The sequence below is a fragment of the Planctomonas sp. JC2975 genome (assembly GCF_012985205.1).
In the GTDB taxonomy this organism is placed as follows: Bacteria; Actinomycetota; Actinomycetes; order Actinomycetales; family Microbacteriaceae; genus Humibacter.
Map to the genome: position 1 here is coordinate 520791 of NZ_JABEKS010000002.1, position 23647 is coordinate 544437.

23 protein-coding genes are annotated in these 23647 nt (G+C 67.3%); 18 read left to right on the forward strand and 5 right to left on the reverse strand.

The window, feature by feature from the left end:
- Nucleotides 1-135 precede the first annotated feature (135 nt).
- From HII28_RS15810 to HII28_RS15820, 3 genes are all read left to right on the forward strand, one after another.
- Complete coding sequence (locus HII28_RS15810; RefSeq protein WP_170026775.1) at nt 136-906, forward strand: fructosamine kinase family protein; 771 nt, start codon at nt 136-138, stop codon at nt 904-906.
- 277 nt (nt 907-1183) lie between these two features.
- Nucleotides 1184-3481, forward strand: coding sequence for a polyribonucleotide nucleotidyltransferase (locus HII28_RS15815; RefSeq protein WP_170026776.1), 2298 nt, complete (start codon nt 1184-1186; stop codon nt 3479-3481).
- 370 nt (nt 3482-3851) lie between these two features.
- The gene (locus HII28_RS15820) at nt 3852-4898 is read left to right on the forward strand and encodes an aldo/keto reductase (protein ID WP_170026777.1); all 1047 of its coding nucleotides are present in this window, start codon (nt 3852-3854) and stop codon (nt 4896-4898) included.
- 8 nt (nt 4899-4906) lie between these two features.
- Here the strand turns inward: HII28_RS15820 and HII28_RS15825 are convergent, their stop codons facing one another.
- Complete coding sequence (locus HII28_RS15825; protein ID WP_170026778.1) at nt 4907-5485, reverse strand: TetR/AcrR family transcriptional regulator; 579 nt, start codon at nt 5483-5485, stop codon at nt 4907-4909.
- A 234-nt stretch (nt 5486-5719) separates the two neighbouring features.
- Between HII28_RS15825 and HII28_RS15830 the strand changes: the two genes are divergently transcribed.
- A complete protein-coding gene (locus tag HII28_RS15830; protein ID WP_170026779.1) occupies nt 5720-7084 on the forward strand; it encodes a pitrilysin family protein in 1365 nt (454 codons plus the stop codon).
- 28 nt (nt 7085-7112) lie between these two features.
- Nucleotides 7113-7715 (forward strand): histidine phosphatase family protein, encoded by a 603-nt coding sequence (locus HII28_RS15835; RefSeq protein WP_170026780.1) that lies wholly within the window; start codon nt 7113-7115, stop codon nt 7713-7715.
- Nucleotides 7716-7748: 33 nt separating this feature from the next.
- Here HII28_RS15835 and HII28_RS15840 read toward each other — a convergent pair whose 3' ends face one another.
- Entirely contained in the window at nt 7749-8243 is a 495-nt protein-coding gene (locus tag HII28_RS15840) for a GNAT family N-acetyltransferase (protein ID WP_170026781.1), read from the reverse strand.
- Nucleotides 8244-8281: 38 nt separating this feature from the next.
- Between HII28_RS15840 and dapB the strand changes: the two genes are divergently transcribed.
- Complete coding sequence (dapB, locus tag HII28_RS15845; RefSeq protein WP_170026782.1) at nt 8282-9025, forward strand: 4-hydroxy-tetrahydrodipicolinate reductase; 744 nt, start codon at nt 8282-8284, stop codon at nt 9023-9025.
- A gap of 23 nt (nt 9026-9048) precedes the next feature.
- Complete coding sequence (locus HII28_RS15850; protein WP_170026889.1) at nt 9049-9465, forward strand: tetratricopeptide repeat protein; 417 nt, start codon at nt 9049-9051, stop codon at nt 9463-9465.
- A 157-nt stretch (nt 9466-9622) separates the two neighbouring features.
- Here the strand turns inward: HII28_RS15850 and HII28_RS15855 are convergent, their stop codons facing one another.
- From HII28_RS15855 to HII28_RS15865, 3 genes are all read right to left on the reverse strand, one after another.
- Nucleotides 9623-10051 (reverse strand): OsmC family peroxiredoxin, encoded by a 429-nt coding sequence (locus HII28_RS15855; RefSeq protein ID WP_170026783.1) that lies wholly within the window; start codon nt 10049-10051, stop codon nt 9623-9625.
- Nucleotides 10052-10181: 130 nt separating this feature from the next.
- The gene (locus HII28_RS15860; protein WP_170026784.1) at nt 10182-10679 is read right to left on the reverse strand and encodes a DUF4395 domain-containing protein; all 498 of its coding nucleotides are present in this window, start codon (nt 10677-10679) and stop codon (nt 10182-10184) included.
- Complete coding sequence (locus tag HII28_RS15865; protein ID WP_170026785.1) at nt 10663-11121, reverse strand: thioredoxin family protein; 459 nt, start codon at nt 11119-11121, stop codon at nt 10663-10665. The genes HII28_RS15860 and HII28_RS15865 overlap by 17 nt, the downstream gene beginning before the upstream one ends.
- A gap of 151 nt (nt 11122-11272) precedes the next feature.
- Here HII28_RS15865 and dapA point away from each other — a divergent pair, with 151 nt between their 5' ends.
- The 11 genes from dapA (at nt 11273) to miaB (ending at nt 23605) form a co-directional block, all read left to right on the forward strand.
- Nucleotides 11273-12250 carry a 4-hydroxy-tetrahydrodipicolinate synthase gene (gene dapA, locus HII28_RS15870; protein ID WP_170026786.1) on the forward strand — a complete coding sequence of 326 codons (978 nt, stop codon included), beginning with the start codon at nt 11273-11275 and terminating at the stop codon, nt 12248-12250.
- A gap of 45 nt (nt 12251-12295) precedes the next feature.
- Nucleotides 12296-13972 carry a ribonuclease J gene (locus HII28_RS15875; RefSeq protein WP_170026787.1) on the forward strand — a complete coding sequence of 559 codons (1677 nt, stop codon included), beginning with the start codon at nt 12296-12298 and terminating at the stop codon, nt 13970-13972.
- A 93-nt stretch (nt 13973-14065) separates the two neighbouring features.
- Entirely contained in the window at nt 14066-14557 is a 492-nt protein-coding gene (locus HII28_RS15880; protein WP_170026788.1) for a GNAT family N-acetyltransferase, read from the forward strand.
- Between the two features lie 139 nt (nt 14558-14696).
- Complete coding sequence (locus HII28_RS15885) at nt 14697-17540, forward strand: DNA translocase FtsK (RefSeq protein WP_170026789.1); 2844 nt, start codon at nt 14697-14699, stop codon at nt 17538-17540.
- Between the two features lie 46 nt (nt 17541-17586).
- Complete coding sequence (pgsA, locus tag HII28_RS15890) at nt 17587-18198, forward strand: CDP-diacylglycerol--glycerol-3-phosphate 3-phosphatidyltransferase (protein ID WP_170026790.1); 612 nt, start codon at nt 17587-17589, stop codon at nt 18196-18198.
- 74 nt (nt 18199-18272) lie between these two features.
- Nucleotides 18273-18761, forward strand: a complete 489-nt coding sequence (locus tag HII28_RS15895; RefSeq protein ID WP_170026890.1) for a CinA family protein — start codon at nt 18273-18275, stop codon at nt 18759-18761.
- 180 nt (nt 18762-18941) lie between these two features.
- Nucleotides 18942-19253, forward strand: coding sequence for a helix-turn-helix transcriptional regulator (locus tag HII28_RS15900; protein ID WP_170026791.1), 312 nt, complete (start codon nt 18942-18944; stop codon nt 19251-19253).
- 159 nt (nt 19254-19412) lie between these two features.
- Nucleotides 19413-19640, forward strand: a complete 228-nt coding sequence (locus HII28_RS15905) for a DUF3046 domain-containing protein (protein ID WP_170026792.1) — start codon at nt 19413-19415, stop codon at nt 19638-19640.
- 226 nt (nt 19641-19866) lie between these two features.
- The gene (gene recA, locus HII28_RS15910; RefSeq protein ID WP_170026793.1) at nt 19867-20940 is read left to right on the forward strand and encodes a recombinase RecA; all 1074 of its coding nucleotides are present in this window, start codon (nt 19867-19869) and stop codon (nt 20938-20940) included.
- A gap of 103 nt (nt 20941-21043) precedes the next feature.
- A complete protein-coding gene (locus HII28_RS15915) occupies nt 21044-21745 on the forward strand; it encodes a regulatory protein RecX (RefSeq protein WP_170026794.1) in 702 nt (233 codons plus the stop codon).
- Nucleotides 21746-21979: 234 nt separating this feature from the next.
- Nucleotides 21980-23605 (forward strand): tRNA (N6-isopentenyl adenosine(37)-C2)-methylthiotransferase MiaB, encoded by a 1626-nt coding sequence (miaB, locus tag HII28_RS15920; protein WP_170026795.1) that lies wholly within the window; start codon nt 21980-21982, stop codon nt 23603-23605.
- Nucleotides 23606-23647: the final 42 nt, after the last annotated feature.

Here is a 23647-nt window from a genome sequence, read left to right on the forward strand (position 1 = left end):
CGTCCTCCCGAGAGTGCGCGTTCTCTCTCTCTCTCTCTCGAGAGCGTGCGTCTTCCTCCCGAGGGTGCGCTCGCGCGTCACGGACGGTGCGATTCCGCATGGCAGGGTGTTCCCCCGGCACTAGCGTTGCGGCTGATGGTCGAGACCGTGATCAAAACCAATCCGGACGCCCCACAGCGCTTCTTCGAGGCGGAGGCGGCGGGTCTGGCTTGGCTCGCATCGGCGGCTGGCGCTCGAACGGCTGCCGTCGTGGACGTGTCACCGGGCCGCATCGAGTTGGAACGCGTGCCATCCGCCCGTCCCGCTCCGGACGCCGCCCGCAGCTTCGGCGCAGCACTCGCGGTCACGCACGACGCGGGAGCGGCGGCGTTCGGCGCGGCCCCGGACGGATGGGACGGCCCTCTCTTCATCGGCCGTCGACCACTTCCTCGGGCGGATGAGCCGACCTGGGGCCGCTTCTACGCGCGGGATCGCGTTCTGCCGTACCTCGAACTCGCCATAGACGCCGGAGGGATCGGGCGAGGACAGGCGTCCATCGTCCGCCAGGCCTGCGAAGAGATCGCAGCAGGCGTGTTCGACGACGATGATCCGCCGGCGCGCCTGCACGGCGATCTCTGGAACGGGAACGTGCTCTGGTCACCGCACGGCGTCGTGCTCATCGATCCCGCAGCGCACGGCGGCCACCGAGAGACCGACCTCGCCATGCTCGCCCTCTTCGGATGCCCGTACCTCGACGACATCTTCGCCGGCTACGAGTGGGTGCACCCGCTGCGGCGCGGATGGCGCGATCGGGTGCCGCTGCACCAGCTGCATCCGCTCGCTGTGCACGCCGCGAGCTACGGACGCGGCTACGGCGACGCCCTTGCGGATGCCGCTGCGCGCGTGATCGCCCTCGCCGACGCCTGAACAACCCCCTCTGCTAGGATCGTCACGGTTCGATAACCACACGAAACTCGCTATGCGTGGCTGGCAGGCTGCTGGTCCTCGGTGGTGGAATCCCAACCGCACCCCTCACGTGACACGTCCGACGCATGTTCCGGGCAGGCGTGAGTGCGGGTGGTGTTTTTCTACTGATGGCCGGCGCGGAGCCCATGTCGCTCGGTTTTGCCTGTTCTCCCGCACGAAAGGGCGAGTGCGTCATGTCCACATGGGACGACGCACGAACAAAGGAGAAGAGACCTTAATGGAAGGTCCAGAAATCAAGTTCGCCGAGGCCGTTCTCGACAACGGCCGCTTCGGCACCCGCACGATCCGGTTCGAAACCGGTCGTCTGGCGCAGCAGGCGCAGGGCGCCGTCGCCGCCTACCTCGACGAGGAGACCATGCTGCTGAGCGCGACGAGCGCCAGCAAGCACCCGAAAGACAACTTCGACTTCTTCCCGCTGACGGTCGACGTCGAGGAGCGGTCGTACGCGGCCGGCAAGATCCCCGGCTCGTTCTTCCGTCGTGAGGGACGTCCGTCGACGGAGGCCATCCTGGTCTGCCGTCTCATCGACCGTCCGCTGCGTCCCTCGTTCGTCGAGGGCCTCCGCAACGAGGTGCAGATCGTCATCACGGTGCTGAGCATCGCGCCGGATGAGTTCTACGACGCACTCGCGATCAACGCGGCATCCGCATCCACCCAGATCTCGGGCCTGCCGTTCTCCGGCCCGATCGCCGGCGTGCGCCTGGCGTTCATCCCGGGCAACGGTGAGCACGATGACCAGTGGGTCGCGTTCCCGAAGGCCTCGCAGCTCGAGCACGCCGTGTTCGATCTCGTCGTCGCCGGCCGCGTGCTCACGAACGCCGACGGCTCAGAGGGCGATGTCGCGATCATGATGGTCGAGGCCGAGGCCACCGAGCACAGCTGGGACCTCATCCAGGCCGGCGCCACGAAGCCGAGCGAGGACGTCGTCGCGAGCGGCCTCGAGGCCGCCAAGCCGTTCATCCGCCAGCTGGTGGGTGCGCAGACGGTGCTCGCGCAGCAGTCCGCGAAGGCCATCGCCGACTACCCGGTGTTCCTGCCCTACTCGCAGGAGACCTACGACAACGTCGCCGGCCTCGCCTACGACGACCTGGTGAACGTGTACCAGATCGCCGACAAGATCGAGCGCCAGAACGCTGATGACGCACTCAAGGACCGCGTCAAGGTCGCCGTCGCCGAGAAGGTCGAGGCCGGCGCCCTGCCTGCCGAGACGCTCGAGCAGTTCTCCGCCGCCTACAAGTCGGTCTCGAAGGTCGTCATGCGCGGCCGCGTGCTCCGCGAGGGCATCCGCATCGACGGACGTGGTCTGCGCGACATCCGTCCGCTCGACGCCGAGGTGCAGGTCATCCCGCGCGTGCACGGATCGGCCATCTTCCAGCGCGGAGAGACCCAGATCCTGGGTGTCACCACGCTGAACATGCTCAAGATGGAGCAGCAGATCGACTCGCTGTCGCCTGTCACCAAGAAGCGGTACCTGCACCACTACAACTTCCCGCCCTACTCGACCGGTGAGACCGGTCGTGTCGGCAGCCCGAAGCGTCGCGAGATCGGCCACGGATTCCTGGCCGAGCGCGCGCTCGTGCCGGTGCTGCCGACGCGCGAGGAGTTCCCGTACGCCATCCGCCAGGTGTCGGAGGCGCTCGGATCCAACGGATCGACGTCGATGGGCTCGGTCTGCGCGTCCACCCTGTCCCTGCTGAACGCGGGTGTGCCGCTGCGCGCTCCGGTCGCCGGTATCGCGATGGGCCTCATCTCCGACACGGTCGACGGTGAGACCCGCTACGCGGCGCTCACCGACATCCTCGGTGCCGAGGACGCCCTGGGCGACATGGACTTCAAGGTCGCCGGCACGAGCGAGTTCGTCACCGCCATCCAGCTCGACACCAAGCTCGACGGCATCCCGTCGTCGGTCCTGGCAGGCGCGCTGCAGCAGGCGAAGGATGCCCGCACCACGATCCTGTCCGTGCTCAACGCCGCCATCGACACGCCGGACGAGATGGCGCCCACCGCGCCGCGCGTCATCAGCGTGCAGATCCCGGTCGACAAGATCGGCGAGCTGATCGGGCCGAAGGGCAAGACGATCAACGCGATCCAGGACGAGACGGGCGCCGAGATCTCCATCGAGGAGGACGGCACCGTCTACATCGGCGCGACCGACGGACCGTCGGCCGAGGCCGCTCGTGCGCAGGTGAACGCGATCGCCAACCCGACCAACCCCGAGGTGGGCGACCAGTTCCTCGGAACGGTCGTGAAGATCGCCACGTTCGGCGCCTTCATCTCCCTCCTGCCCGGCCGTGACGGCCTGCTGCACATCTCCGAGGTGCGCAAGCTCGCCGGCGGCAAGCGGGTCGAGAACGTCGAGGACGTGCTCTCCGTCGGCCAGAAGATCCTGGTGGAGATCACCAAGGTCGACGACCGCGGCAAGCTGTCGCTGCAGCCGGTCATCGCCGAGGAGACGGCGGAAGCCGACGCTCCCGCCGAGTCCGCTGAGGGCTCAACGGAGACCGTCGAGGCCTGATCGCAGACACTCGCATTGCACGACGCGCCCGCCGCGGCTTCGGCCCGGCGGGCGCGTCGTCGTTCGAGCACTGATCGCTTCCGTCCAGGTCGGCGACAGACCGCCAGTGACGCCTCCGGCCGGGGCAGCTGCCGATCGCGACGGCACCGATCGGATCGACGCGCACGCGGCAGCGCGATCCGTACCAGAGCAAGGTTGCGCGAAATGCGTGTCGCACCCGCGTCTGAGCGACATTTGCCAAAGATTTGATAACGGTTCAATCGTTTCGACGGGGTGACGGACGGGCTGTCCACTACGCTCGCTCACATCAGGTGTGATGTGGCATCCCGCGTCACATCGGCTCGGGGGGGCTGAGGAGCTGGAGGGGTCAATGGCGCAGCCGTTTTCCGTGCGCGCACGGGAACACATCAACGGGGGAGAGACCGGAATCGGACCGGTCTTCGACGCACCGGTAGTTCCCGTGGACTACGAGGGAGCGGCGACGGCGCCGCTCTCGATCGTGGCGCCGCGACGACTTGGCGAGACCGACCTCGCCGTGTACTCCCTTGCTCTGGGCACGGCCGCGCTGGCCGAGGCCGCGGATGTCGACGCGGCACAGGCGGTTCTCGACCGTTACGTGCACCTCGGCGGCAACTTCATCGTCACCTCAGACGCGCACGCGCGTGGTCTCGGCAACGCCATCGTCGGCGGCTGGATGCACCGGCGCGACGTGCGCGGCAGCATGATCATCGATCTGCGGATCGGCGCGGGGGAGGAGAGCCCAGGTCTCGGGCAGGTCAACGTGATCCGTGCCGTCGAAGCGGCTCTGCGTCGTCTCGGCACCGACCACGTCGACGTGCTGACCCTCGAGGGACCCGATCCGCACGTCGCGCTCTCAGACACCCTCGCCACCGTGGAGTGGCTGATCGACACCGGAAAAGTCCGCCACGTCGGCTTCTCCGGCTTCTCAGCGGAGAGCCTCATGGAAGCCCGTGTGCTCTCTTCGTCCGGCCTTCCAAAGGTCGCCGCGATCGAGGTGCCGTACAGCCTGATGAATCGCGGTGTGTTCGAGGGCGATCTCCGCATCGTCACGGCCGCCCAGTCGCTCGGCGTGCTGCCCACCAGGCCGCTCGCGCACGGCTATCTCGCCGGTGCCTACCGATCGCGCTCCGACCTGGATGCCGGTGCTCGCCTCGCAGGTGTCGGCGGCTATCTCGGACGCCGCGGCCACCGCGTGCGTCAGGTGCTCGATCGGGTCGCTGCCGAGCACTCGTGCAGCATGGCCACCATCGCCATCGCGTGGCTTCTCGCCAAGCGTGGAGTGGTCGCGCCCGTCGTGAATGTCGGGTCGGCCGGAGAGGTCGATGACCTCATGGCGGCGTGCAGCGTCAGCCTGAGCCGCACCGACATGCTCGAGCTCGACCGCGCTTCCGAATAGGTCCCCGCTCAGGGGAGCAGACGCTCCAGAGCGCGATGGAGAGCGGCATCCGTCGCTGCTGGGTCCGCGACCGATCCACCGCCGAAGGCACCATCGCGAGCGAGGAGCAGATCATCCGCCGCCTTTTCGGGGGAACCGGCTCGCGCCTGCGTGAAGAGGTCGACCAGCGTGGTGCGCAGCCAGGATCGCCATTCGGCGACGGCCGGGCCGACAGGGCCGTCCGCGTCAAGCTGGGCGGCGGCGGCGTTGATGAACGGACAGCCGTGGTATCCGGGGCGCCGCGACTCGGACGCGAAATCGTCGACGATCGCGCGCAGCACACCGAGGGCATCACCGAGGGTCTCGCGATCCGCCTCGACGCTCTCACGAGCGCGCTGCGCGCGGCCGGTGACGTAGGCGGCGATCAGGATGTCCTTCGAGCGGTAGTGCTTGTAGAAGGTGGCCTTCGTGACGTGCGACTGGGCGATGATCCGGTCGACGCCGACTGTGTGGACGCCTTCGTCGTAGAACAGGCGGTCAGCCGTCGCCAGAATCTTCAGCTTGGCCGGCGCCGGCGGGCGCGTGATGACGGCACTCTGCTCGGGCATCCGGTTCTCCTCAACTCGCTGCGCGCACGTACTCCACGACGAGTCCCGTCGGAGATTGGTTGCAATTATATAGGGGTAGACAGTGATGTTTGTCCTCAAGAATGTGGACAGGTCATCCGCAGCAATTCCCACGGATGATCGACGCATCCGCGTACGGCCGATCGGATGCGGATCGATGACATCGGTCGTGCTGATGATCCTCGATTCGACGGCGGTGTGGATAGGGTGGGAGTGATGAACGGCGCTGTTGACCTCCCACTCGACCGTGCCGATCTGACGTTCGCAGCGTCCGGCGATGCTCTGGTCTCCCGCACCATCCTGCCAAGCGGCGTGCGCGTGCTCAGCGAGCGCGTGCCCGGCGTGCGAAGCGCGACCATCGGGTTCTGGTTCGGCGTCGGCTCCCGCGACGAGACCGGCCTCCTTCCCGGGCCCAGCGGCCACGCCGCGAGCTTCGGTTCCACGCACTTCCTCGAGCACCTTCTGTTCAAGGGGACGGCGCAGCGCACGGCATTCGACATCGCGATCGCCTTCGACGCCGTCGGGGGCGAGCACAACGCACTCACCGCCAAGGAACAGACCTGCTACTACGCCAAGGTGCAGGACCGCGACCTCACCATGGCCACCGAGGTGCTGGCCGACATGGTGACGTCGTCCCTTCTGGACTCGACCGAATTCGAGAACGAGCGCGGCGTCATCCTCGAAGAACTCGCGATGGCCGAGGACGACCCCGCCGATGTGGTGAACGAGCGTTTCTTCGCAGCAGTACTCGGCGATCACCCCATCGCCCGGCCGATCGGCGGCAACCGCGACACCATCAACGCTGCGACCAGGGATGCCGTCTGGCAGCACTACCGCGCCAGCTACCGTCCGCAGGACCTCGTGGTCTCAGCTGCGGGTGCCGTCGACCATGCCCGGCTCGTGGCCGACGTCGAGCGATCGCTGGCCGCAGGCGGATGGCCGATGACGAATGCCGTCGCCCCCGTCGCCCGACGCGGCATCGACTCCGCCCAGCTGACCGGGGTATCGGGAATCGTCACGGCGCGTCGTCCCATCGAGCAAGCGCACGTGGTGATCGGCGCCCCGTCGCTGCGAGCGGGCGACGACGCGCGCATCACGATGGGCGTCCTCAACTCGGTGCTGGGCGGTGGGATGTCGAGCCGCCTGTTCCAGGAGGTACGGGAGAAGCGGGGGCTGGCGTACTCCGTCTACTCCTTCGCCGCCGGATACTCCGACACCGGGGTCTTCGGCATGTATGGCGCGTGCGCGCCGCAGAAGGCGCGCTCGGTGGCCGGCATCATGATCGATCAGCTGCGAACGCTCGCCTCCGACGGCATCACTCACGACGAGCTGGCCAGGGCGGTCGGCCAGCTCTCCGGCGGTTCCGCGCTGGCGCTGGAGGACTCCGACACCCGGATGACGCGGCTCGGCCGATCCGAGCTGAGCACCGGCGAGTTCGTCGACCTCGACGAGACGCTGCGCAGGCTCGCGCTGGTCACCGCCGACGACGTGAGAGACCTCGCCGCCGAGATCGCAGCGCAACCCCTGACCATTGCCGCAGTCGGAGCCGTCGATGATGACGTGTTCTCCGGCCTTCTCTGACCGTTCTCGACCTAAGGATCCACCTGTTTTGCCCCACTACCTCTACCTCGTCCGCCATGGTGAGCAGCAGGATGCCGAGCACGGCATGCCAGACGGTCCACTGTCCGCGCGCGGCAAGCGCCAGGCGACGCTCATCGCGGAGCGTCTGAGCGGCGTCCCGTTCACCTCCATGTACCACTCGCCGCTGCGTCGTGCCCAGGAGACGGCGAAGATCATGGCCGAGCGACTGCCGGCGCTGAGCCCAGAGCCGTCCAGTCTGCTCTTCGACTGCATACCTTCCGGCCCGAGCAGCGACATGCCCAAGGCCTTCGAATCGTTCTTCGGCGGCGTCACGGAGGCCGAGATCGAGGCGGGGAGCGCACAGATGTCGGATGCCGTCAGCGAGTTCCTGACACCGGCCCGCGCCGACCGCCACGATCTCCTCATCACGCACAACTTTGTCATCGGATGGTTCGTACGGCACGTCTTCGACGCTCCCGAGTGGCGATGGCTGGGTCTGAATCAGGCCAATTGCGGCCTGACCATCATTCGTGTGCGCTCGGCGAAGCCGCCCGTGCTGGTCGTGCACAACGACCTCGGGCATCTTCCAGTCGAGCTGCGAACCGGAATGCCGGAGCTGCAGCCGGTCTGATTCCGTCGATCGACGGAGCGGTCGAACGAGAGATCACGCAGGCTCGACGTCCTTTGCATACCAATGGGTCGCGTTCGGGTTGTCGTTGTACGGCTCGACGGTGACGTATCCCGAGGTTCGATAGAGGTTGCCTGCTGCGGCCAGGCTCTCGTTCGTGTCGAGCACCAGCCGCGACGCGCCCATCGCGCGTGCCCGACGCTCCAACTCGTTCAGGAGCGCCCGTCCAACGCCCTTGCCCCGTGCGGCGGGACTCAGGAAGAGGTGCTTGACCTCGAACTGGACGATCGGGCTGCCGTTTGGGCGCTGGAGGTCGTCGATGCGTCGCACGCCGCCGCAACCGACCGGCTCGCCATCGAGTTCCGCGAGGAGGAAGGCGCCTGACGGGGGCACGAAGCGGTCGGGATCCGGAGTGGACACCGAGTACGTCCCCTGCGCCGAGGGGAAGGTCTCCTCGCGTTCGCTGAAGTATCGGGTCAGAAGTGCGGCGGCGGTCGGGTCGTCGGTGCGGGCGGCGGTGAAGGTGAGCATCGCAGAACAGCCTAGGCTCGCGTTGCTATCGTGAATTCATGACCATTCGTGTGGCCGTCGTCGGCGCGACCGGAAGGCTCGGCAGCGTCGCGGTCGACCTCATCGAGTCAGCAGACGACCTCGAGCTCGTCGCCGCCCTGGGCTCCAGGAACGACCTCGCCGACATGCTCGGCTCCGACGACGCACCGTCCGACGTCGTGTTGGATGTGACGCTTCCCGCAGTGAGCCCCACGGTCGTCGACTTCGCGCTGGATGCCGGTCGCAACGTCGTCGTGGGAACATCCGGCTGGTCGGCGACTCGGCTGGCACCGCTCAAGTCCCGGCTCAGGGATCTGCCCGAAAGAGGCGTCATCGTCGTGCCCAACTTCTCGCTCGGATCCGCACTCGGCACGGCCTTCGCTGCGGCAGCCGCCCGCTACTTCGACTCGATCGAGATCGTCGAATCCCACGCATCGTCCAAGATCGACTCCCCGTCCGGCACCGCCGTCCGCACCGCCGAACTGATCGCTGAGGCGCGTGAGGAGCGGGGACCGGTGGCCGCGCCGCACACCGATCAGCGTGCGCGCGGTCAGCAGGTCGCGGGTGTTCCCGTGCACAGCCTCCGGCTGAACGGGGTCGTCGCCAAGCAGAGCGTCATCCTCGGCGGGGCGGGGGAGACGCTGACGATCACGCATGACACCACGGACTCGCGGGCCTATGCGGCCGGCATCCTGCATGCACTGCGCTCCGCGCCGGCGGCCCGTGGCCTGACGGTCGGTCTCGACCGGCTGCTCGACCTGTGAAGGGGCGCATCGCGGCCGTCGTGATGGCCGTGCTCCTCGCCGTCTACATCGTGCTCGTGGTGCGATACGGCGTGATCCTGCTGACGAGCGGATCGGGCGTCGGGATCGCCATAGCCATCGCCCTGTTCGTGCTCTCCGTGATCGCCGTCTGGGCGCTGTTGCGCGAACTCTGGTTCGGAGTGCAGACGCAGCGTCTGGTGCGCATTCTGGAATCAGAGGGCGGGCTGCCCGTTGACGACCTTCCGCATCGCGCCAGTGGACGCCCCCTGCGCGACGCGGCCGATGAGGAGTTCCCGTCGTACAAGGCCGAGGTGGAGGCCGCGCCCGAGAGCTGGCGTGCCTGGTTCCGGCTCGCCCTTGCCTACGACGCGTCCGGCGATCGTCGACGAGCGCGAAGCGCCACACGCGAGGCCGTGAAGCTCCACAAGTCGCACCCCTGACGCCTAGGCGCCAGGGTGTCCATCACGCAGAGAGTGCACACGTCTTCGGGACGCGAGAATGCGCTATCGGTCCTCGCCGCGGTTCCGAGCGCGCACCCATTCGTCGGCAGGCGTGCATGACTCGGCAGCGGGAACGCGCGATCTCGACGGAGCGCGGCTACTCGAGCTCGGCTTCGATGGTGATGGGAATGCCTGCGAGCGCCCGCGAGACCGGGCAGTTCGCCTTGGCTTCCTCGGCGAGCCGTTGGAATTCCTCCTCGCCTAGCCCGGGAACCGTCGCGCTGACCAGAAGGTGGCTGCCCGTGATGCCGGGGATGCTCGGGTCGAACGTGACGGCCGCCGTCACCTGAATGCTCTGCGGCGGTGTGCCGAAGCCGGCGAGCGTCGCCGAGAAGGCCATCGCGAAGCACGAGGAGTGCGCGGCGCCGATCAGCTCCTCAGGTGTGGTGGTCGCGGCGGCACCCTCGGACCTGGCGCGCCAGTTCACGTTGAAGTGCCCGACGGATGACGAGTCGAGGTTGACCTCGCCGGCTCCGCTGAAGAGGTCCCCTTGCCAGACCGTCGTCGCTTCGCTCGTGATGGACATGACCACTCCTTCGTTACGTGACGTTCGGCCCGAGGGCCGGCTGGGCGGCCGGAAGGCGCCCGACGTCGAACGGGGCGGCTCCGACGTGTCCAGCGTAGAAGTGGTGGAACTCAGAAAAAAGGTGCGGGAGTCAGACCGATGCCTGGCTGCGCCGCACGATCCGCGCACGAACGAGAAGAAGGTAGAACTGGCATCCGAGGCAGTAGCCGAATACCGAGTTGAGGAATGCCGCCACGAACGCAAGGGCGGCACCGACGGTCGCGGCGTACGGCACGCCGACGAGTTGGAGCACGACACCGATGGCGGTGATGACGAAGCCGACGCCCTGGGCGAAAGTGGGCGGCGTGCGGTCCTCGAGCTCGGTCGGCGGGGCGAGCCGCGGTCGGACGAACTTCTTGAAGATGAGGCCCCACGGATGCAGCGCGATTCCCGCCGACGCACCCCACAGGAACAACAGGGCGAGCACGGCCAGCAGCACGGTCGCGGCCACCGTCGCGCCAGTGAGTCCCAGGAAGATCACCACGAGAAGGAGCACAGCAGTGATCCCCGCACCGAATCGCGGGCCGCGCGGGTCGATGCCCTGACGCGCCGGTGCCTCAGCAGAAGCTCGATCAGCCGACGACGACATGGTTCTCCTTCGTTATCTCGTCGAGACGAGCGGTCACCTCATGCGCCTTCGGCACACCGACGATGCGGGACCGGATGCCTCCTGCCGCATCCACGAGCAGGATCGTCGGCGTCTGCAGCACACCGAATTCGGTCGCGAGCTGCGGTCGCGTCGTGAGGTCGACGTCCAGGTACGCGATGCCGTCGCGCTGGGCGGCGACTCCGGAGAGCACACGCTCGGCGATGCGGCACGGACCGCAGAACTCCGTGGAGAACTGCACGATCGTCGCGTCGGATCCGAACTGGGCGTCATCCTCGAGGCTGCTCTTGAGTCCGGTCTGCTGCAACGTCGCGACACCTGATGCATCGCGTACGCGGCCGTTGCGTGCACGCCACAGCAGCCCGACGAGCGTCGCGACGACGACGAGGCCGACGATGACGGCGAGAGCGAGCAGGGGATCCATGGCAGTGGCCACGCTACGTCGGCCCATGCCGTCTCCGCCGGTGTGTGACGCAGCGTGACGCATGCCGCTCGCTGGGGCGGACGTTTCCGTCCCGCCGCCGGCACCGCCGGGATTGAGGTGGAGAGCACCGAAGCCGCGATAGCCTGATGACGTGCCCTCCTCAGAGAATCCCTTCGGCCAGGTCCTCGTCGCGCTGGTGACTCCGTTCACCGCCGACGGAGAAGTGGATTGGCCGGGGGTCGAGAAGCACATCGACGACGTCATCACCGACGGTGCAGACGGCATCGTCGTCTCCGGGACGACGGGGGAGACCTCGACGCTGACGGATCCGGAGAAGCTGCGTCTCGTGGAGGTCGCTCTCGACGTGGCCGCTGGACGGGCGAAGATCATCCAGGGCGGCGGGTCCAACGAGACAGCGCACGCCATCCAGCTCTACAAGGCCAGCGAGAAGGCGGGCGCCGACGGCGTCATGATCGTCACGCCGTACTACAACAAGCCGACGCAGGCCGGGATCCTCACGCATTTCCGCCTGATCGCGGATGCCACGGATCTGCCCGTCATCCTCTACGACATCCCCGGCCGAACCGGCGTGCCGATCAAGTACGACACGATCCTGCGTGCCGCGAAGCATCCGAACATCGTCGCCGTGAAGGATGCCAAGTGCGACCTCGCCGAGGTGTCGAGGGTCCTCAACAACACGGACCTGATGTACTTCTCCGGCGCGGACGAATACATCCTGCCGGCGCTCGCGATCGGGGCGACCGGACTCATCGGTGTCACGGCGAACATCGCCGCACGTCCGTATCGGCAGATCATCGACGCCGTCAACGCGGGCGACCTCACGACGGCGACCGCCGTGCACAAGAAGCTCGAGCCGCTGGCGCGGGCAGTCATGACCCACGTCCCCGGTACCGTCGCGGCGAAGTACGTCCTGCACGGTCTCGGTCGCATCGACTCCCCGCGCGTGCGACTGCCGCTCGTCGGCCCTGAAGACTTCGAGGCCGCCCAGATCGAGGCGGACCTCGACCTGGTGCACGGCATCGAGGGTCTCGACCTCACGAACTTCCGTCCCGATCGCAATGCCGCCGCCGGCGGTGCTCTTCCCAAGGTCGCGGGCACCACTCGCTGAGCCGCACGCCGGTTCGGCCGCAACGAAACACTGGAGGCACGGCATATGCCCGCGTCGGTATACGATCCGCCCGCACTCGAACCAGGAACCCTGCGCATCATCCCGACCGGTGGTCTCGGCGAGGTCGGCCGCAACATGACGGTCTTCGAGATCGACGGCAAGATCCTCATCGTCGACTGCGGCGTGCTGTTCCCGGAACAGGATCAGCCGGGCGTCGACCTGATCCTGCCTGACTTCGGTCCCGTGCGGGACCGACTCGACGACGTCGTCGGCGTGGTGCTCACGCACGGTCACGAGGACCACATCGGCGCCGTGCCGTATCTGCTGCGGCTGAAGTCGGACATCCCGCTGATCGGTTCGAGCCTGACGCTCGCCCTCGTGGAGGCGAAGCTCAAGGAGCACCGGATCCAGCCTTACGCGCTGACGGTGAAGGAGGGACAGCACGAGCAGCTCGGGCCGTTCTCCCTTGAGTTCGTGGCTGTGAACCACTCCATTCCGGATGCGCTGGCCGTCGCCATCCGCACGTCGGCCGGTCTCGTGCTGCACACCGGCGACTTCAAGATGGACCAGCTGCCGCTGGATGACCGGCTCACGGATCTGCGCGCCTTCGCACGCCTCGGCGAAGAGGGCGTCGACCTGTTCATGGTCGACTCCACGAACGCCGACGTGCCCGGATTCACCGCCCTCGAGCGCTCCATCGGACCGGTGCTCGACACGGTCATCGCCCGCGCGCCGCGTCGCGTCATCGTCGCGAGCTTCTCCAGCCATGTGCACCGCGTGCAGCAAGTACTGCACGCCGCCGCAGCGAACGGACGCCGTGTCGCGCTCCTCGGCCGGTCGATGGTGCGCAACATGACGATCGCTGCAGACCTCGGCTATCTGCACGTCCCAGAGGGTGTGCTGATCGACTACAAGAAGGCCGCGGACCTTCCGGACGACAAGATCGTCTACATGTCCACCGGCTCGCAGGGCGAACCGATGGCCGTCCTCGCCCGCATGGCGAACCTCGACCACCAGATCGAGGTGGGCAAGGGCGACACGGTCATCCTGGCGTCGAGCCTCATCCCCGGCAACGAGAACGCCGTCTACCGGGTGATCGACGGCCTCACGAAGCTCGGAGCGACCGTCGTGCACAAGGGCAACGCCAAGGTGCACGTCTCGGGGCACGCCGCAGCGGGCGAACTGCTGTACTGCTACAACATCCTGAAGCCGCGAAACGTGATGCCGGTGCACGGCGAATACCGGCATCTGGTTGCGAACGCCAAGCTGGCGCAGGACACCGGCGTGCCGGAGGAGCGCACTCTTCTCGCAGAAGACGGCACAGTGATCGACCTGAAGAACGGTCGGGCGCGCGTCGTCGGCCAGCTGGACCTCGGCTTCGTCTACGTCGACGGGTCGTCGGTGGGTGAGATCACGGATGCCGACCTCAAGGACCGCCGCATCCTCGGTGAAGAGGGATTCATCTCGATCATCGTCGTGGTGGAGGCCGGTACAGGACGGGTCATCACCGGGCCGGAGATCCACGCGAAGGGATTCGCGGAGGACGACGCCGTCTTCGACGACGTCAAGCCGAAGATCGCCGCTGCCCTGGCGGATGCCGCCCACAACGGCGTCCGCGACGCGCACGCGCTCAGCCAGGTCGTGCGCCGCACGGTCGGGCGCTGGGTGAACACGAGCTACCGCCGTCGCCCCATGATCGTCCCCTTGGTCATCGAGGCGTAGGTCCCGCGCACGGGCTTTTGCGGTGTCGCCACTTGAGCTCTCGTCCCACCGCCTCGACACACGCCCGTAACATGCGGGGCGTACGGTCGCGCCATGGATGGCGTGCAGTTGCGTCGAGCGGTGCCCGACGACGCGCGCTTCTTGAGCGAGATGCTCGTGGAGGCCGCGAACTGGAGCGCCCTGCCGGGGCGGTCTCGGGTGGCGATCCTCGACGACCCTCGGGTGTCGCGATACATCTCGGGTTGGCCCAGACCCGGCGACCTCGGTCTGGTGGCCACTGACGAGAACGGCACGGCGATCGGGGCCGGCTGGCTGCGGCTCTTTCCCGCCGACCAGCCGGGTTCGGGTTTCGTGTCGGTGGGTGTCCCCGAGCTCACGCTCGGCATCAATACGCAGTGGCGCGCTCGCGGCATCGGCCGAAGCATCCTGCAGGCACTGCACGGCGAAGCCGTCGGCGCCGGACACAGCAGGGTGAGCCTCAGCGTGGATCGAGCGAACCACGCGCGGCGGCTCTACATCAGCGAGGGCTACACCGTCGTGAGCTCTGGCGAGCGTGCTGACGTGATGGTGCGCGTCCTGCCCTGAGCGGCCCTGTTCGGTGTCTGCCGGCCATCTTCTGCGGGCGCGCATCCCTGTCAATCAGCGGTGACCACCGTGTTCGCCATCTGCGAGACACCCGCGATCGTTGGCCCCCGATGACGGATGCCCCCAGTAGCGTTGACCCATGGCCACGAGCACGAAGTCGACGTCGCGCGCCCGCGCGAGGGGCACGTCGACCGCGCGCACCCCTTCACGTCAGACGGCGACCCAGAAGACCAAGGTCTTGCCTACAGGACAGACGGATCGCGGTGCACTTGCTAAGGCCTGGCTCGGCTTGGCGCATCTCGTGGGCGGAGCGGCGCGTGCTTTCGGGCCGGAGAAGCTGGCCAAGGAGGAGCGCCGCGACGGACTGCCGTTCTTCATCGTGCTGCTGGCCGTCGCCGGCGCGATCGTCGAATGGTTCATGATCGACAACACCGTCGCGCAACAGCTGGACCACTGGACGTTCGGCGGCCTGTTCGGACGCGTCGCCTTCGCGCTCCCCGTCGTGATGCTGCTGCTCGCGATATGGCTGTTCCGGCATCCATCGTCCGTGCACGACAACACGCGGATCGGCATCGGCCTGGCGCTGCTCCTCGTCACGGTGTCTGCATTGTGCGAGATCTTCTCCACTCGTCCGCAGCCGAGCGACGGGATCGACGCCCTGGCGAAGGCCGGCGGAGTCATCGGATGGATGGCGGGGGCGCCGCTCGTGGCGCTCGCCACGCAATGGGGCGCGGCGGTCATCGTCTTCGTGTTCCTGCTGCTCAGCATCCTGATCATCACCAAGACCCCGCCGAACCGCATCGGACGGCGGCTGGGCGAGTTGTACACGTACCTGTTCGGCGCCCAGACTGCCGCTGAAGAGGAGTCGAAACCGCAGGAGGAGAAGACTCCGAAGTCCCGGCGCGGCAAGGCTGCGACGGAGGACGAAGACAAGGCCTCGGAGTCGGACGAGAACATCCCGTGGTGGCGACGCAACAAGAGCGGGCGTGAGGTCGATCCCGACTTCGACTCGACGGGTCCGTCGTTCACTGAGGTGCTGGGTGGCGACGCCTCCTCGACAGGAAGCTTCGCTTCGGCACTGGAGCCCGCGCCGCATGACTACAAGACCGAGGTTCTCGCGGATCTCCAGGAGGCGGAGAAGGCGATCAGCCGTTTCACCGGTGACGTCTCGCGAGCAGGCAAGCATCCGACCGGGTTGCGCCCGGACACCGCGACCGAGGTGCTCCCGGGGTTCGGCGGACTCAGCGACGACGACTTCGACGCGGCTGCGGCCGAAGCGGCGAAGCCGTTGGATGCATTGCCGGACGCTCCGTACGTGCTGCCGGCCGCATCCACTCTGTCGGCGGGGACGCCCGCGAAGGCGCGCTCGTCAGCGAACGACGAGGTGGTGGCGGCCATCACCTCGGTGCTCGACCAATTCCAGGTGGATGCGCGTGTCACCGGCTTCTCGCGCGGCCCGACCGTTACCCAGTACGAGATCGAACTCGGGCCGGGCGTCAAGGTGGAGCGGGTCACGGCGCTGAGCAAGAACCTCGCTTACGCGGTGGCATCCAACGAGGTGCGAATCCTCTCGCCCATCCCTGGCAAGAGCGCGATCGGCGTCGAGATCCCGAATTCCGACCGCGAGATCGTCTCGCTGGGCGACGTGCTGCGCTCCGGCGCTGCCACCAGCAGTCACCACCCGATGACGATCGGCGTCGGCAAGGACGTCGGCGGCGGCTTCGTCGTCGCGAACCTCGCCAAGATGCCGCACCTCCTGGTGGCCGGCTCGACCGGATCCGGTAAGTCCATCTTCGTGAACACCCTGATCACGAGCCTGCTGATGCGCGCGAAACCCAGCGACGTGCGCATGGTGCTCGTCGACCCGAAGCGAGTCGAGCTCTCCGTCTACGCCGGCGTTCCGCACCTGATCACCCCCATCATCACGAGCCCGAAGAAAGCGGCCGAAGCGCTGCAATGGGTCGTCAAAGAGATGGACATGCGCTACGACGACCTGGCGAGCTTCGGCTTCCGTCACATCGATGACTTCAACAAGGCCGTGCGCAACGATGAGATCGTGCTGCCGGAGGGCAGCGAACGCAAGCTCAAGCCGTATCCGTACCTGCTGGTTGTCGTCGACGAGCTCGCAGACCTCATGATGGTCGCGCCGCGTGACGTCGAGGACTCGATCGTGCGCATCACGCAGCTCGCGCGAGCATCCGGCATACACCTCGTGCTCGCCACGCAGCGGCCGTCGGTCGATGTGGTCACCGGGCTCATCAAGGCGAACGTGCCATCGCGTCTCGCGTTCGCGGTGGCGAGTGTCACCGACTCGCGCGTCATCCTCGATCAGCCCGGTGCGGACAAGCTCATTGGACAGGGGGACGGGCTGTTCCTGCCGATGGGTGCGTCCAAGCCCATCCGTGTTCAGGGCGCGTACGTCGCCGAGAGCGAGATCCAGCGGGTCGTCGAGCATGTCACTGCGCAGGCACGCCCCGACTACCGGCAGGATGTCGCTGCCGGGCCGGACAAGAAGCAGATCGACTCCGACATCGGCGACGACTTGGAGCTCCTGCTCGCCGCTGCGGAGCTCGTGGTGTCGAGCCAGTTCGGATCCACCTCGATGCTGCAGCGCAAGCTCCGCGTCGGATTCGCCAAGGCAGGACGCCTGATGGATCTGTTGGAGTCGCGCGACATCGTGGGTCCGTCCGAGGGATCCAAGGCACGCGACGTGCTCGTGACGCCGGAGCAGCTGTCCCAGGTGATGGCACGGTTGCGCGGCGGTGACAGCACGCCGGCATCCGCTCCGCAGCCGTCGACGGCGCAGCCGTCCGCTCCGCAGACGCCGTCCCAGCCCATCGCTCCTGCCGCCCAGCAGGCGGACACGCGCGAGCCGGCTGACGACCGGTACGACGGCGATCCCGTCGGTCGCGAGTACGGCGGTCTCGAAGAGGTCGACGGCGATTCCGACGAGGATGCCTGGGGTCTTACCGGGCGGGAGTGACCAGCGGGTCCAGCGCCGCGGCTCGGTCTGACTCTAGGCTTGCAGCATGACCGATTCCGGCCAGGCCGCCGCGCCGACCGCACCAGGCAATTTCAACCTGCCGAACCTCATCACCGTCGTGCGCATCCTGCTGGCGCCGGTGTTCTTCTGGCTCCTTCTGGCGGACGCCGGCCACGACGGGGTGCTTCGCTGGATCGCTGCGGCGCTGTTCATCATCGCCATCGCCACCGACGGTGTGGACGGCGCCATCGCGCGACGTCGCGGACTCGTCACCGATCTCGGCAAGATCCTCGATCCGATCGCCGACAAGCTTCTGACCTCCGGCGCGCTCGTCTGCCTGTCGATCCTGGGCGAGCTCTGGTGGTGGGTCACGATCGTCATCGTCGTGCGCGAGGTCGGGATCACGGTCTGGCGCATGGTCGAACTGGGCCGCGGCAACGTCGTCCCCGCCGGACGCGGAGGCAAGCTCAAGACAGTGGTGCAGGCCGTCGCGATCTCGTTCGCCCTGGCGCCGACCTGGACGATCGTCGGCGACTGGATCTTCTGGGTGAACTGGGTTCTGATGGGCGCCGCGCTCGTGCTGACCGTCTGGTCGGGCCTCGACTATCTGTGGGAGGCGTACCGCATGCGCAGGCGCGACGCGGGGGCATCCTTGTGACCGGGTCTGGCGGCGCAGAGCTCGGTGATGAGGGGCTCGGTGCTGAGCATCCCGGAGCGGATGTCACGGCCGAGCTGATCGCTCGCCTGACCGCACAGGGTCGCACGCTCGCTGTTGCGGAGTCGCTGACCGGGGGAGCGTTGACGGCCGAACTCACCAGGCCGGCAGGCGCATCCGCGGTCGTGTTGGGCGGTGCCGTCGTCTACGCCACCGAGCTCAAGCACACGATCGTCGGAGTGGATGCCGCGCTGCTCTCCGCGCACGGGCCCGTGCATCCCGAGGTGGCGCGACAGCTCGCGCGTGGTGTGCGCACGGCCCTTGCCGTTGCCGGTCGGGCCGCCGACATCGGCATCGCCACGACGGGCGTAGCGGGTCCCGACGGCCAAGGTGGACACGAGCCGGGGACGGTCTTCGTCGGTATCTCGTGGGGTGAAACCGAGCAGTCCATCGAGCTGACTCTCTGCGGGGATCGTGCGGAGATCCGCGCGCAGACCGTCGCCATAGCAGTGCGGTCGTTGGCCGACCGATTTCTCGATGAGTCGTCGGCGTTCATCGCCGACTGAGGCGGTGCGGTGGGGTTGGCCGTCGCGGAATAGTCGGTGTGTCGACTTCGTTACATGGTGTGTACTTCACACCCAAACCCCAACATCGATGGTTAGAGTTTCTGCACCGGATACGCGTAGCGTTGAAGGCATCAGGACTTCGAGTCGAAGGTTGTGGCAGGAAGAGAAAAGGAGGCTCCAATGATTCTTGTACGTCAAGAAATCGGCGACGTGCTACGGGACTTCCGCCTGCAGAAGGGGCGCACTCTTCGTCAGGTCGCGAGCCGGGCGAGTGTAGCGCTCGGATACCTCAGCGAGGTCGAGCGTGGTCAGAAGGAAGCGTCGAGCGAGATCCTCGCCTCGGTCGCTGACGCTCTCGACACACCGATCTCGGTGATCATGCGCGAAGTCGGAGACCGGCTCGCGGTGCTCGAGGGCATCGACCAGGTCATCCCCGACACGGTGCCCGACGAGTTCGTGGCTGCGCTGGACGCAGACCTCGTCGCTCGGTGACGCCGTCGTCGCACAGTCGACACGGAAACGCCCCGCTTGCGGGGCGTTTCCCCGTTAAGGCAAGTCCTGGTCTTGCAGGGAGGGCTCGCATTCCGGCATGCGGGTTTCCAGGCCTGGCGCCGTTCCGCGGGCCCGGTACGCGCACTCTAGGCTGACCGGATGCGAGCAAGCGAGTTCCACCGCGCCGTCGCCGCCGAGTTCGGCCAGCAGTACGGCAGGGCGCTGCTGCGCGATCTCGTAATCGACAGGCTGGGGACTCGAACGGGAGACCAGGCCCTCGCGGCCGGGGTCCCGGAGCGCGAGGTGTGGCTGGCTCTCTGCGAGGCCATGGAGGTCCCCGTCGAGCGCCGTCACGGCGTCGGCCTTCCGGCGCCGCGCCACCATTGATGTCGATTCCGATCGCGAGAAGCCCGTCGTCCGTTGTTCGGATGCCACCCCGCGACACGCCCACGAACATACGAATGAATGTTCGGTTGTTGGTACTCTGAGACCACAGTCCCGCTCGAAGCGAGTTCTCCACTGATCGGGCTGCAGACATCCGGATGTCGGCCGTGCCTTCTACGGTACGAAGCAGCGATTTCCCCACGATTGTCCCGGCGAAAGGAAGCCACAAATGCCCACTCCAGCGGATCGCGAAAAGGCACTCGAGACCGCGCTGGCGCAGATCGACCGCCAGTTCGGCAAAGGCTCTGTCATGCGTCTGGGCAGCGACGAGCGTGCGCCGGTCGAAGTCGTTCCCACCGGATCGATCGCGCTCGACGTGGCCCTCGGCATCGGCGGGCTTCCGCGAGGCCGCATCGTCGAGATCTACGGCCCGGAGTCGTCGGGTAAGACGACACTGACGCTGCACGCCATCGCCAACGCGCAGAAGGGCGGTGGCATCGCGGCCTTCATCGACGCCGAGCATGCGCTCGACCCCGAGTACGCCAAGAAGCTCGGCGTCGACATCGACTCGCTGCTGGTCTCGCAGCCCGACACGGGGGAGCAGGCGCTGGAGATCGCCGACATGCTCGTGCGCTCGGGATCGATCGACCTCATCGTCATCGACTCTGTGGCGGCACTGGTGCCCCGCGCCGAGATCGAGGGCGAGATGGGGGACTCGCACGTCGGCCTGCAGGCCCGCCTCATGTCCCAGGCGCTGCGCAAGCTCACGGGTGCGCTCAACCAGACGAACACGACGTTGATCTTCATCAACCAGCTCCGCGAGAAGGTCGGCGTGTTCTTCGGAAGCCCCGAGACCACCTCCGGTGGAAAGGCACTGAAGTTCTACGCCTCCGTGCGCCTCGACATCCGTCGCATCGAGACTCTGAAGGACGGCTCGGACGCGGTCGGCAACCGTACCCGCGTCAAGGTCGTGAAGAACAAGATGGCACCGCCCTTCAAGCAGGCAGAGTTCGACATCCTCTACGGCGTGGGAATCTCGCGCGAGGGCAGCCTCCTCGACTATGGCGTGGAGCAGGCCATCGTGAAGAAGTCCGGCGCCTGGTACACGTACGAGGGCGACCAGCTCGGTCAGGGCAAGGAGAACTCGCGCAATTTCCTGATCGCGAACCCGGATATCGCGGCGGAGATCGAGCACAAGATCCTGGTCAAGCTCGGCGTCATCGCCGATCCGAATGCCGGCGCCGAAGTCGCCTCGAACGTCGAGTCGATCGAGCCGAAGATCGCCCAGCGCAAGGGCGCCTGACCCAGGTCGCGACATGGTCGTCCAGTTCCCACCGGCCGGTCCCGAGTCCGGGTCGGATCATCGCCCTCGCCGGTCTCCGCAGCGCGAGCACGGAATCGCGCCCGTGACCTACCTGCCCGGCGCGCAACCCAGTGAAGCGGCACAGGATGCCCTCGCCAAGGTGCGCGCCGTGCAGGAACGTGACGAGACGCAGTCACGTTCGGGCGTCGGCGGCCGACGGCACGGCGGAGGGCCCGCAGGCGTCGGTGGGGCCGAGCGGGCGCGTATCGGCGGTGCTGACTCGGGGTCGGACGGGACTCGAGACAAGAAGACCGCCCGGGCTGGCAATGTCGCCATCCACCAGCTCGCTCGACGCGGCATGTCGCGTTGGGAGCTCGAACAGGTGCTCGCCAAGCGGGACGTGGACGAACAGACCGCCGCTGCGGAGCTCGACCGCCTGGAGAGCATAGGGCTCGTCGACGACGCAGCACTGGCGGTATCGGTCGTGTACGCGATGCATGCTCGCAAAGGCTCCGGACGGTCTGCCATCGAACTGGAGCTGCGGCGACGCCACCTCGACGACTCGGTCATCGCCGATGCGATGTCCGAACTCGACGGCGAGGACGAAGTGGAGCGGGCGACAGAACTGGCCGTCACCCGTGCGCGCCAAGTGATGAACCTCGACTACGAGGTGGCGGCGCGTCGGTTGAGCGGATACCTCGGACGAAAGGGCTACGACGGCGAGACCGTTCGGGCCGCGGTGAGAGCCGCTCTCGCCAATCACCCGCGGGGAGCGTCCAAGAGCCCCGGCGTTCGCTTTCAGTGAGCCGGTCGGCGCCCGGTCGAGACGGATCCGCTTGCTGGGCGATCTCCCCCGGGGGCGTCTCGGAGTGTCCAGCGCCTCGCACCTGTCCGTCTCCGACGGGCTCTTGTTGCGATCGTCTGGTCTGGGAGCCACGAGCGGTGAGCGGGACATCGTGGAGCCCGGTGACGTACTCGATACCGTCGGGATCGGGTGTGAACCGAGCGGCCGGGCCGCGAACGTAGACTGGTCCGCACTATGAGCATTGCCGACCGCGTCCGACCCAGCTCGGCGCCCACGTCGATCGCCGTGTCCGATGCGGCGCTCGATCAAGACGGCCATGTGCGCACGTACGAGGTGCGCACGTACGGCTGCCAGATGAACGTCCACGACTCGGAACGGTTGAGCGGCTCGCTCGAGGCCGCAGGCTACGTTCCTGCGGCGGGCGCCGAAGCCGACATCGTCGTCATCAACACCTGCGCCGTGCGCGAGAACGCCGACAACAAGCTGTACGGCAATCTCGGGCATCTGGCATCGGTGAAGCGCCGGCACGCCGGTATGCAGATCGCAGTCGGCGGATGCCTTGCGCAGAAGGACAAGAACGTCATCCTCGAGAAGGCTCCCTGGGTGGACGTCGTCTTCGGCACCCACAACATGGGATCCCTCCCGCGGCTGCTCGAGCGGGCGCGTCACAACGACGAGGCACAGCTCGAGATCCTGGACTCGCTGGAGACCTTCCCCTCCACGCTGCCGACGAAGCGTGATTCCACGTACAGCGGATGGGTGTCCATCTCCGTCGGCTGCAACAACACCTGCACGTTCTGCATCGTGCCGTCGTTGCGCGGCAAGGAGAACGACAGGCGTCCAGGCGAGGTACTCGCCGAGATCCAGTCGCTCGTCGACGATGGTGCCGTCGAGGTCACGCTCCTCGGCCAGAACGTCAATTCCTACGGCGTCGACTTCGGCGACCGGCAGGCATTCGGCAAGCTCCTGCGCGCGGCAGGCGAGATCGACGGACTGGAGCGCATCCGGTTCACCTCTCCGCACCCGGCTGCGTTCACCGACGACGTGATCGACGCCATGGCGGAGACGCCAGCCGTGATGCCCCAGCTGCACATGCCGCTGCAGTCCGGATCCGATCGCATCCTTCGCGCCATGCGGCGCAGCTATCGCTCGGAGAAGTTCCTCGGGATCCTGGATCGCGTGCGTGCACGCATCCCGGATGCCGCGATCAGCACCGACATCATCGTCGGCTTCCCCGGCGAGACGGAAGACGACTTCCAGGAGACGCTGCGCGTGGTCGAGCAGGCTCGCTTCGCATCCGCGTTCACCTTCCAGTACTCGGCTCGCCCAGGCACCCCCGCAGCGACCATGCCGGATCAGGTGCCGAAGGAAGTCGTGCAGGACAGGTACGACCGCCTCATCGCCCTCCAGGAGCGCATCGGCCTCGATGAGAACGAGAAGCTCGTCGGCCGTGAGGTGCACGTGCTCGTATCAACCGGTGAAGGCAAGAAGGACGCGGAGACTCACCGCATGAGCGGCCGAGCCGAGGACAGCCGCCTGGTGCACTTCGAGATTCCGGAAGGATCTGAGATCCCCCGGCCCGGCGATGTCGTGACCGTTCGGATCACCCATGCTGCGCCGTTCCACCTCCTCGCGGACGCCGCGCCGGGCGAAATCCTCCGCGTTCGTCGCACCCGTGCGGGCGACGCTTGGGACCGCGCAGAGAGCGAGTCGTGCGCGGTGCCGTCGCATGGCGCGGAGCCGGCGGGACCGGCGGGGCCGGTCTCACTAGGGTTGCCCGTGCTGCGTTCGCGACTGGACGTGGGCTCGCCCGCCGGACCGACGACGCCGATCTACGACCTCGCCGACGGCGAGCGGTGACCCCGCCGGATTCCGTGTGAGCCATTCCGGCGGTGCGGCTGT

What these genes read in the sequence shown, in the direction of transcription:
- HII28_RS15865 (WP_170026785.1), bottom strand. Translation starts at nt 11,121, where the DNA reads ATGGATCCCCTGCTCGCTCTCGCCGTCATCGTCGGCCTCGTCGTCGTC.
- HII28_RS15825 (WP_170026778.1), bottom strand. Translation starts at nt 5,485, where the DNA reads ATGCCCGAGCAGAGTGCCGTCATCACGCGCCCGCCGGCGCCGGCCAAG.
- HII28_RS15885 (WP_170026789.1), top strand. Translation starts at nt 14,697, where the DNA reads ATGGCCACGAGCACGAAGTCGACGTCGCGCGCCCGCGCGAGGGGCACG.
- HII28_RS15860 (WP_170026784.1), bottom strand. Translation starts at nt 10,679, where the DNA reads ATGTCGTCGTCGGCTGATCGAGCTTCTGCTGAGGCACCGGCGCGTCAG.
- HII28_RS15880 (WP_170026788.1), top strand. Translation starts at nt 14,066, where the DNA reads ATGGATGGCGTGCAGTTGCGTCGAGCGGTGCCCGACGACGCGCGCTTC.
- HII28_RS15875 (WP_170026787.1), top strand. Translation starts at nt 12,296, where the DNA reads ATGCCCGCGTCGGTATACGATCCGCCCGCACTCGAACCAGGAACCCTG.
- HII28_RS15830 (WP_170026779.1), top strand. Translation starts at nt 5,720, where the DNA reads ATGAACGGCGCTGTTGACCTCCCACTCGACCGTGCCGATCTGACGTTC.
- HII28_RS15815 (WP_170026776.1), top strand. Translation starts at nt 1,184, where the DNA reads ATGGAAGGTCCAGAAATCAAGTTCGCCGAGGCCGTTCTCGACAACGGC.
- HII28_RS15840 (WP_170026781.1), bottom strand. Translation starts at nt 8,243, where the DNA reads ATGCTCACCTTCACCGCCGCCCGCACCGACGACCCGACCGCCGCCGCA.
- HII28_RS15820 (WP_170026777.1), top strand. Translation starts at nt 3,852, where the DNA reads ATGGCGCAGCCGTTTTCCGTGCGCGCACGGGAACACATCAACGGGGGA.
- pgsA (WP_170026790.1), top strand. Translation starts at nt 17,587, where the DNA reads ATGACCGATTCCGGCCAGGCCGCCGCGCCGACCGCACCAGGCAATTTC.
- HII28_RS15900 (WP_170026791.1), top strand. Translation starts at nt 18,942, where the DNA reads ATGATTCTTGTACGTCAAGAAATCGGCGACGTGCTACGGGACTTCCGC.
- miaB (WP_170026795.1), top strand. Translation starts at nt 21,980, where the DNA reads ATGAGCATTGCCGACCGCGTCCGACCCAGCTCGGCGCCCACGTCGATC.
- HII28_RS15810 (WP_170026775.1), top strand. Translation starts at nt 136, where the DNA reads ATGGTCGAGACCGTGATCAAAACCAATCCGGACGCCCCACAGCGCTTC.
- HII28_RS15905 (WP_170026792.1), top strand. Translation starts at nt 19,413, where the DNA reads ATGCGAGCAAGCGAGTTCCACCGCGCCGTCGCCGCCGAGTTCGGCCAG.
- recA (WP_170026793.1), top strand. Translation starts at nt 19,867, where the DNA reads ATGCCCACTCCAGCGGATCGCGAAAAGGCACTCGAGACCGCGCTGGCG.
- dapB (WP_170026782.1), top strand. Translation starts at nt 8,282, where the DNA reads ATGACCATTCGTGTGGCCGTCGTCGGCGCGACCGGAAGGCTCGGCAGC.
- HII28_RS15850 (WP_170026889.1), top strand. Translation starts at nt 9,049, where the DNA reads ATGGCCGTGCTCCTCGCCGTCTACATCGTGCTCGTGGTGCGATACGGC.
- HII28_RS15855 (WP_170026783.1), bottom strand. Translation starts at nt 10,051, where the DNA reads ATGTCCATCACGAGCGAAGCGACGACGGTCTGGCAAGGGGACCTCTTC.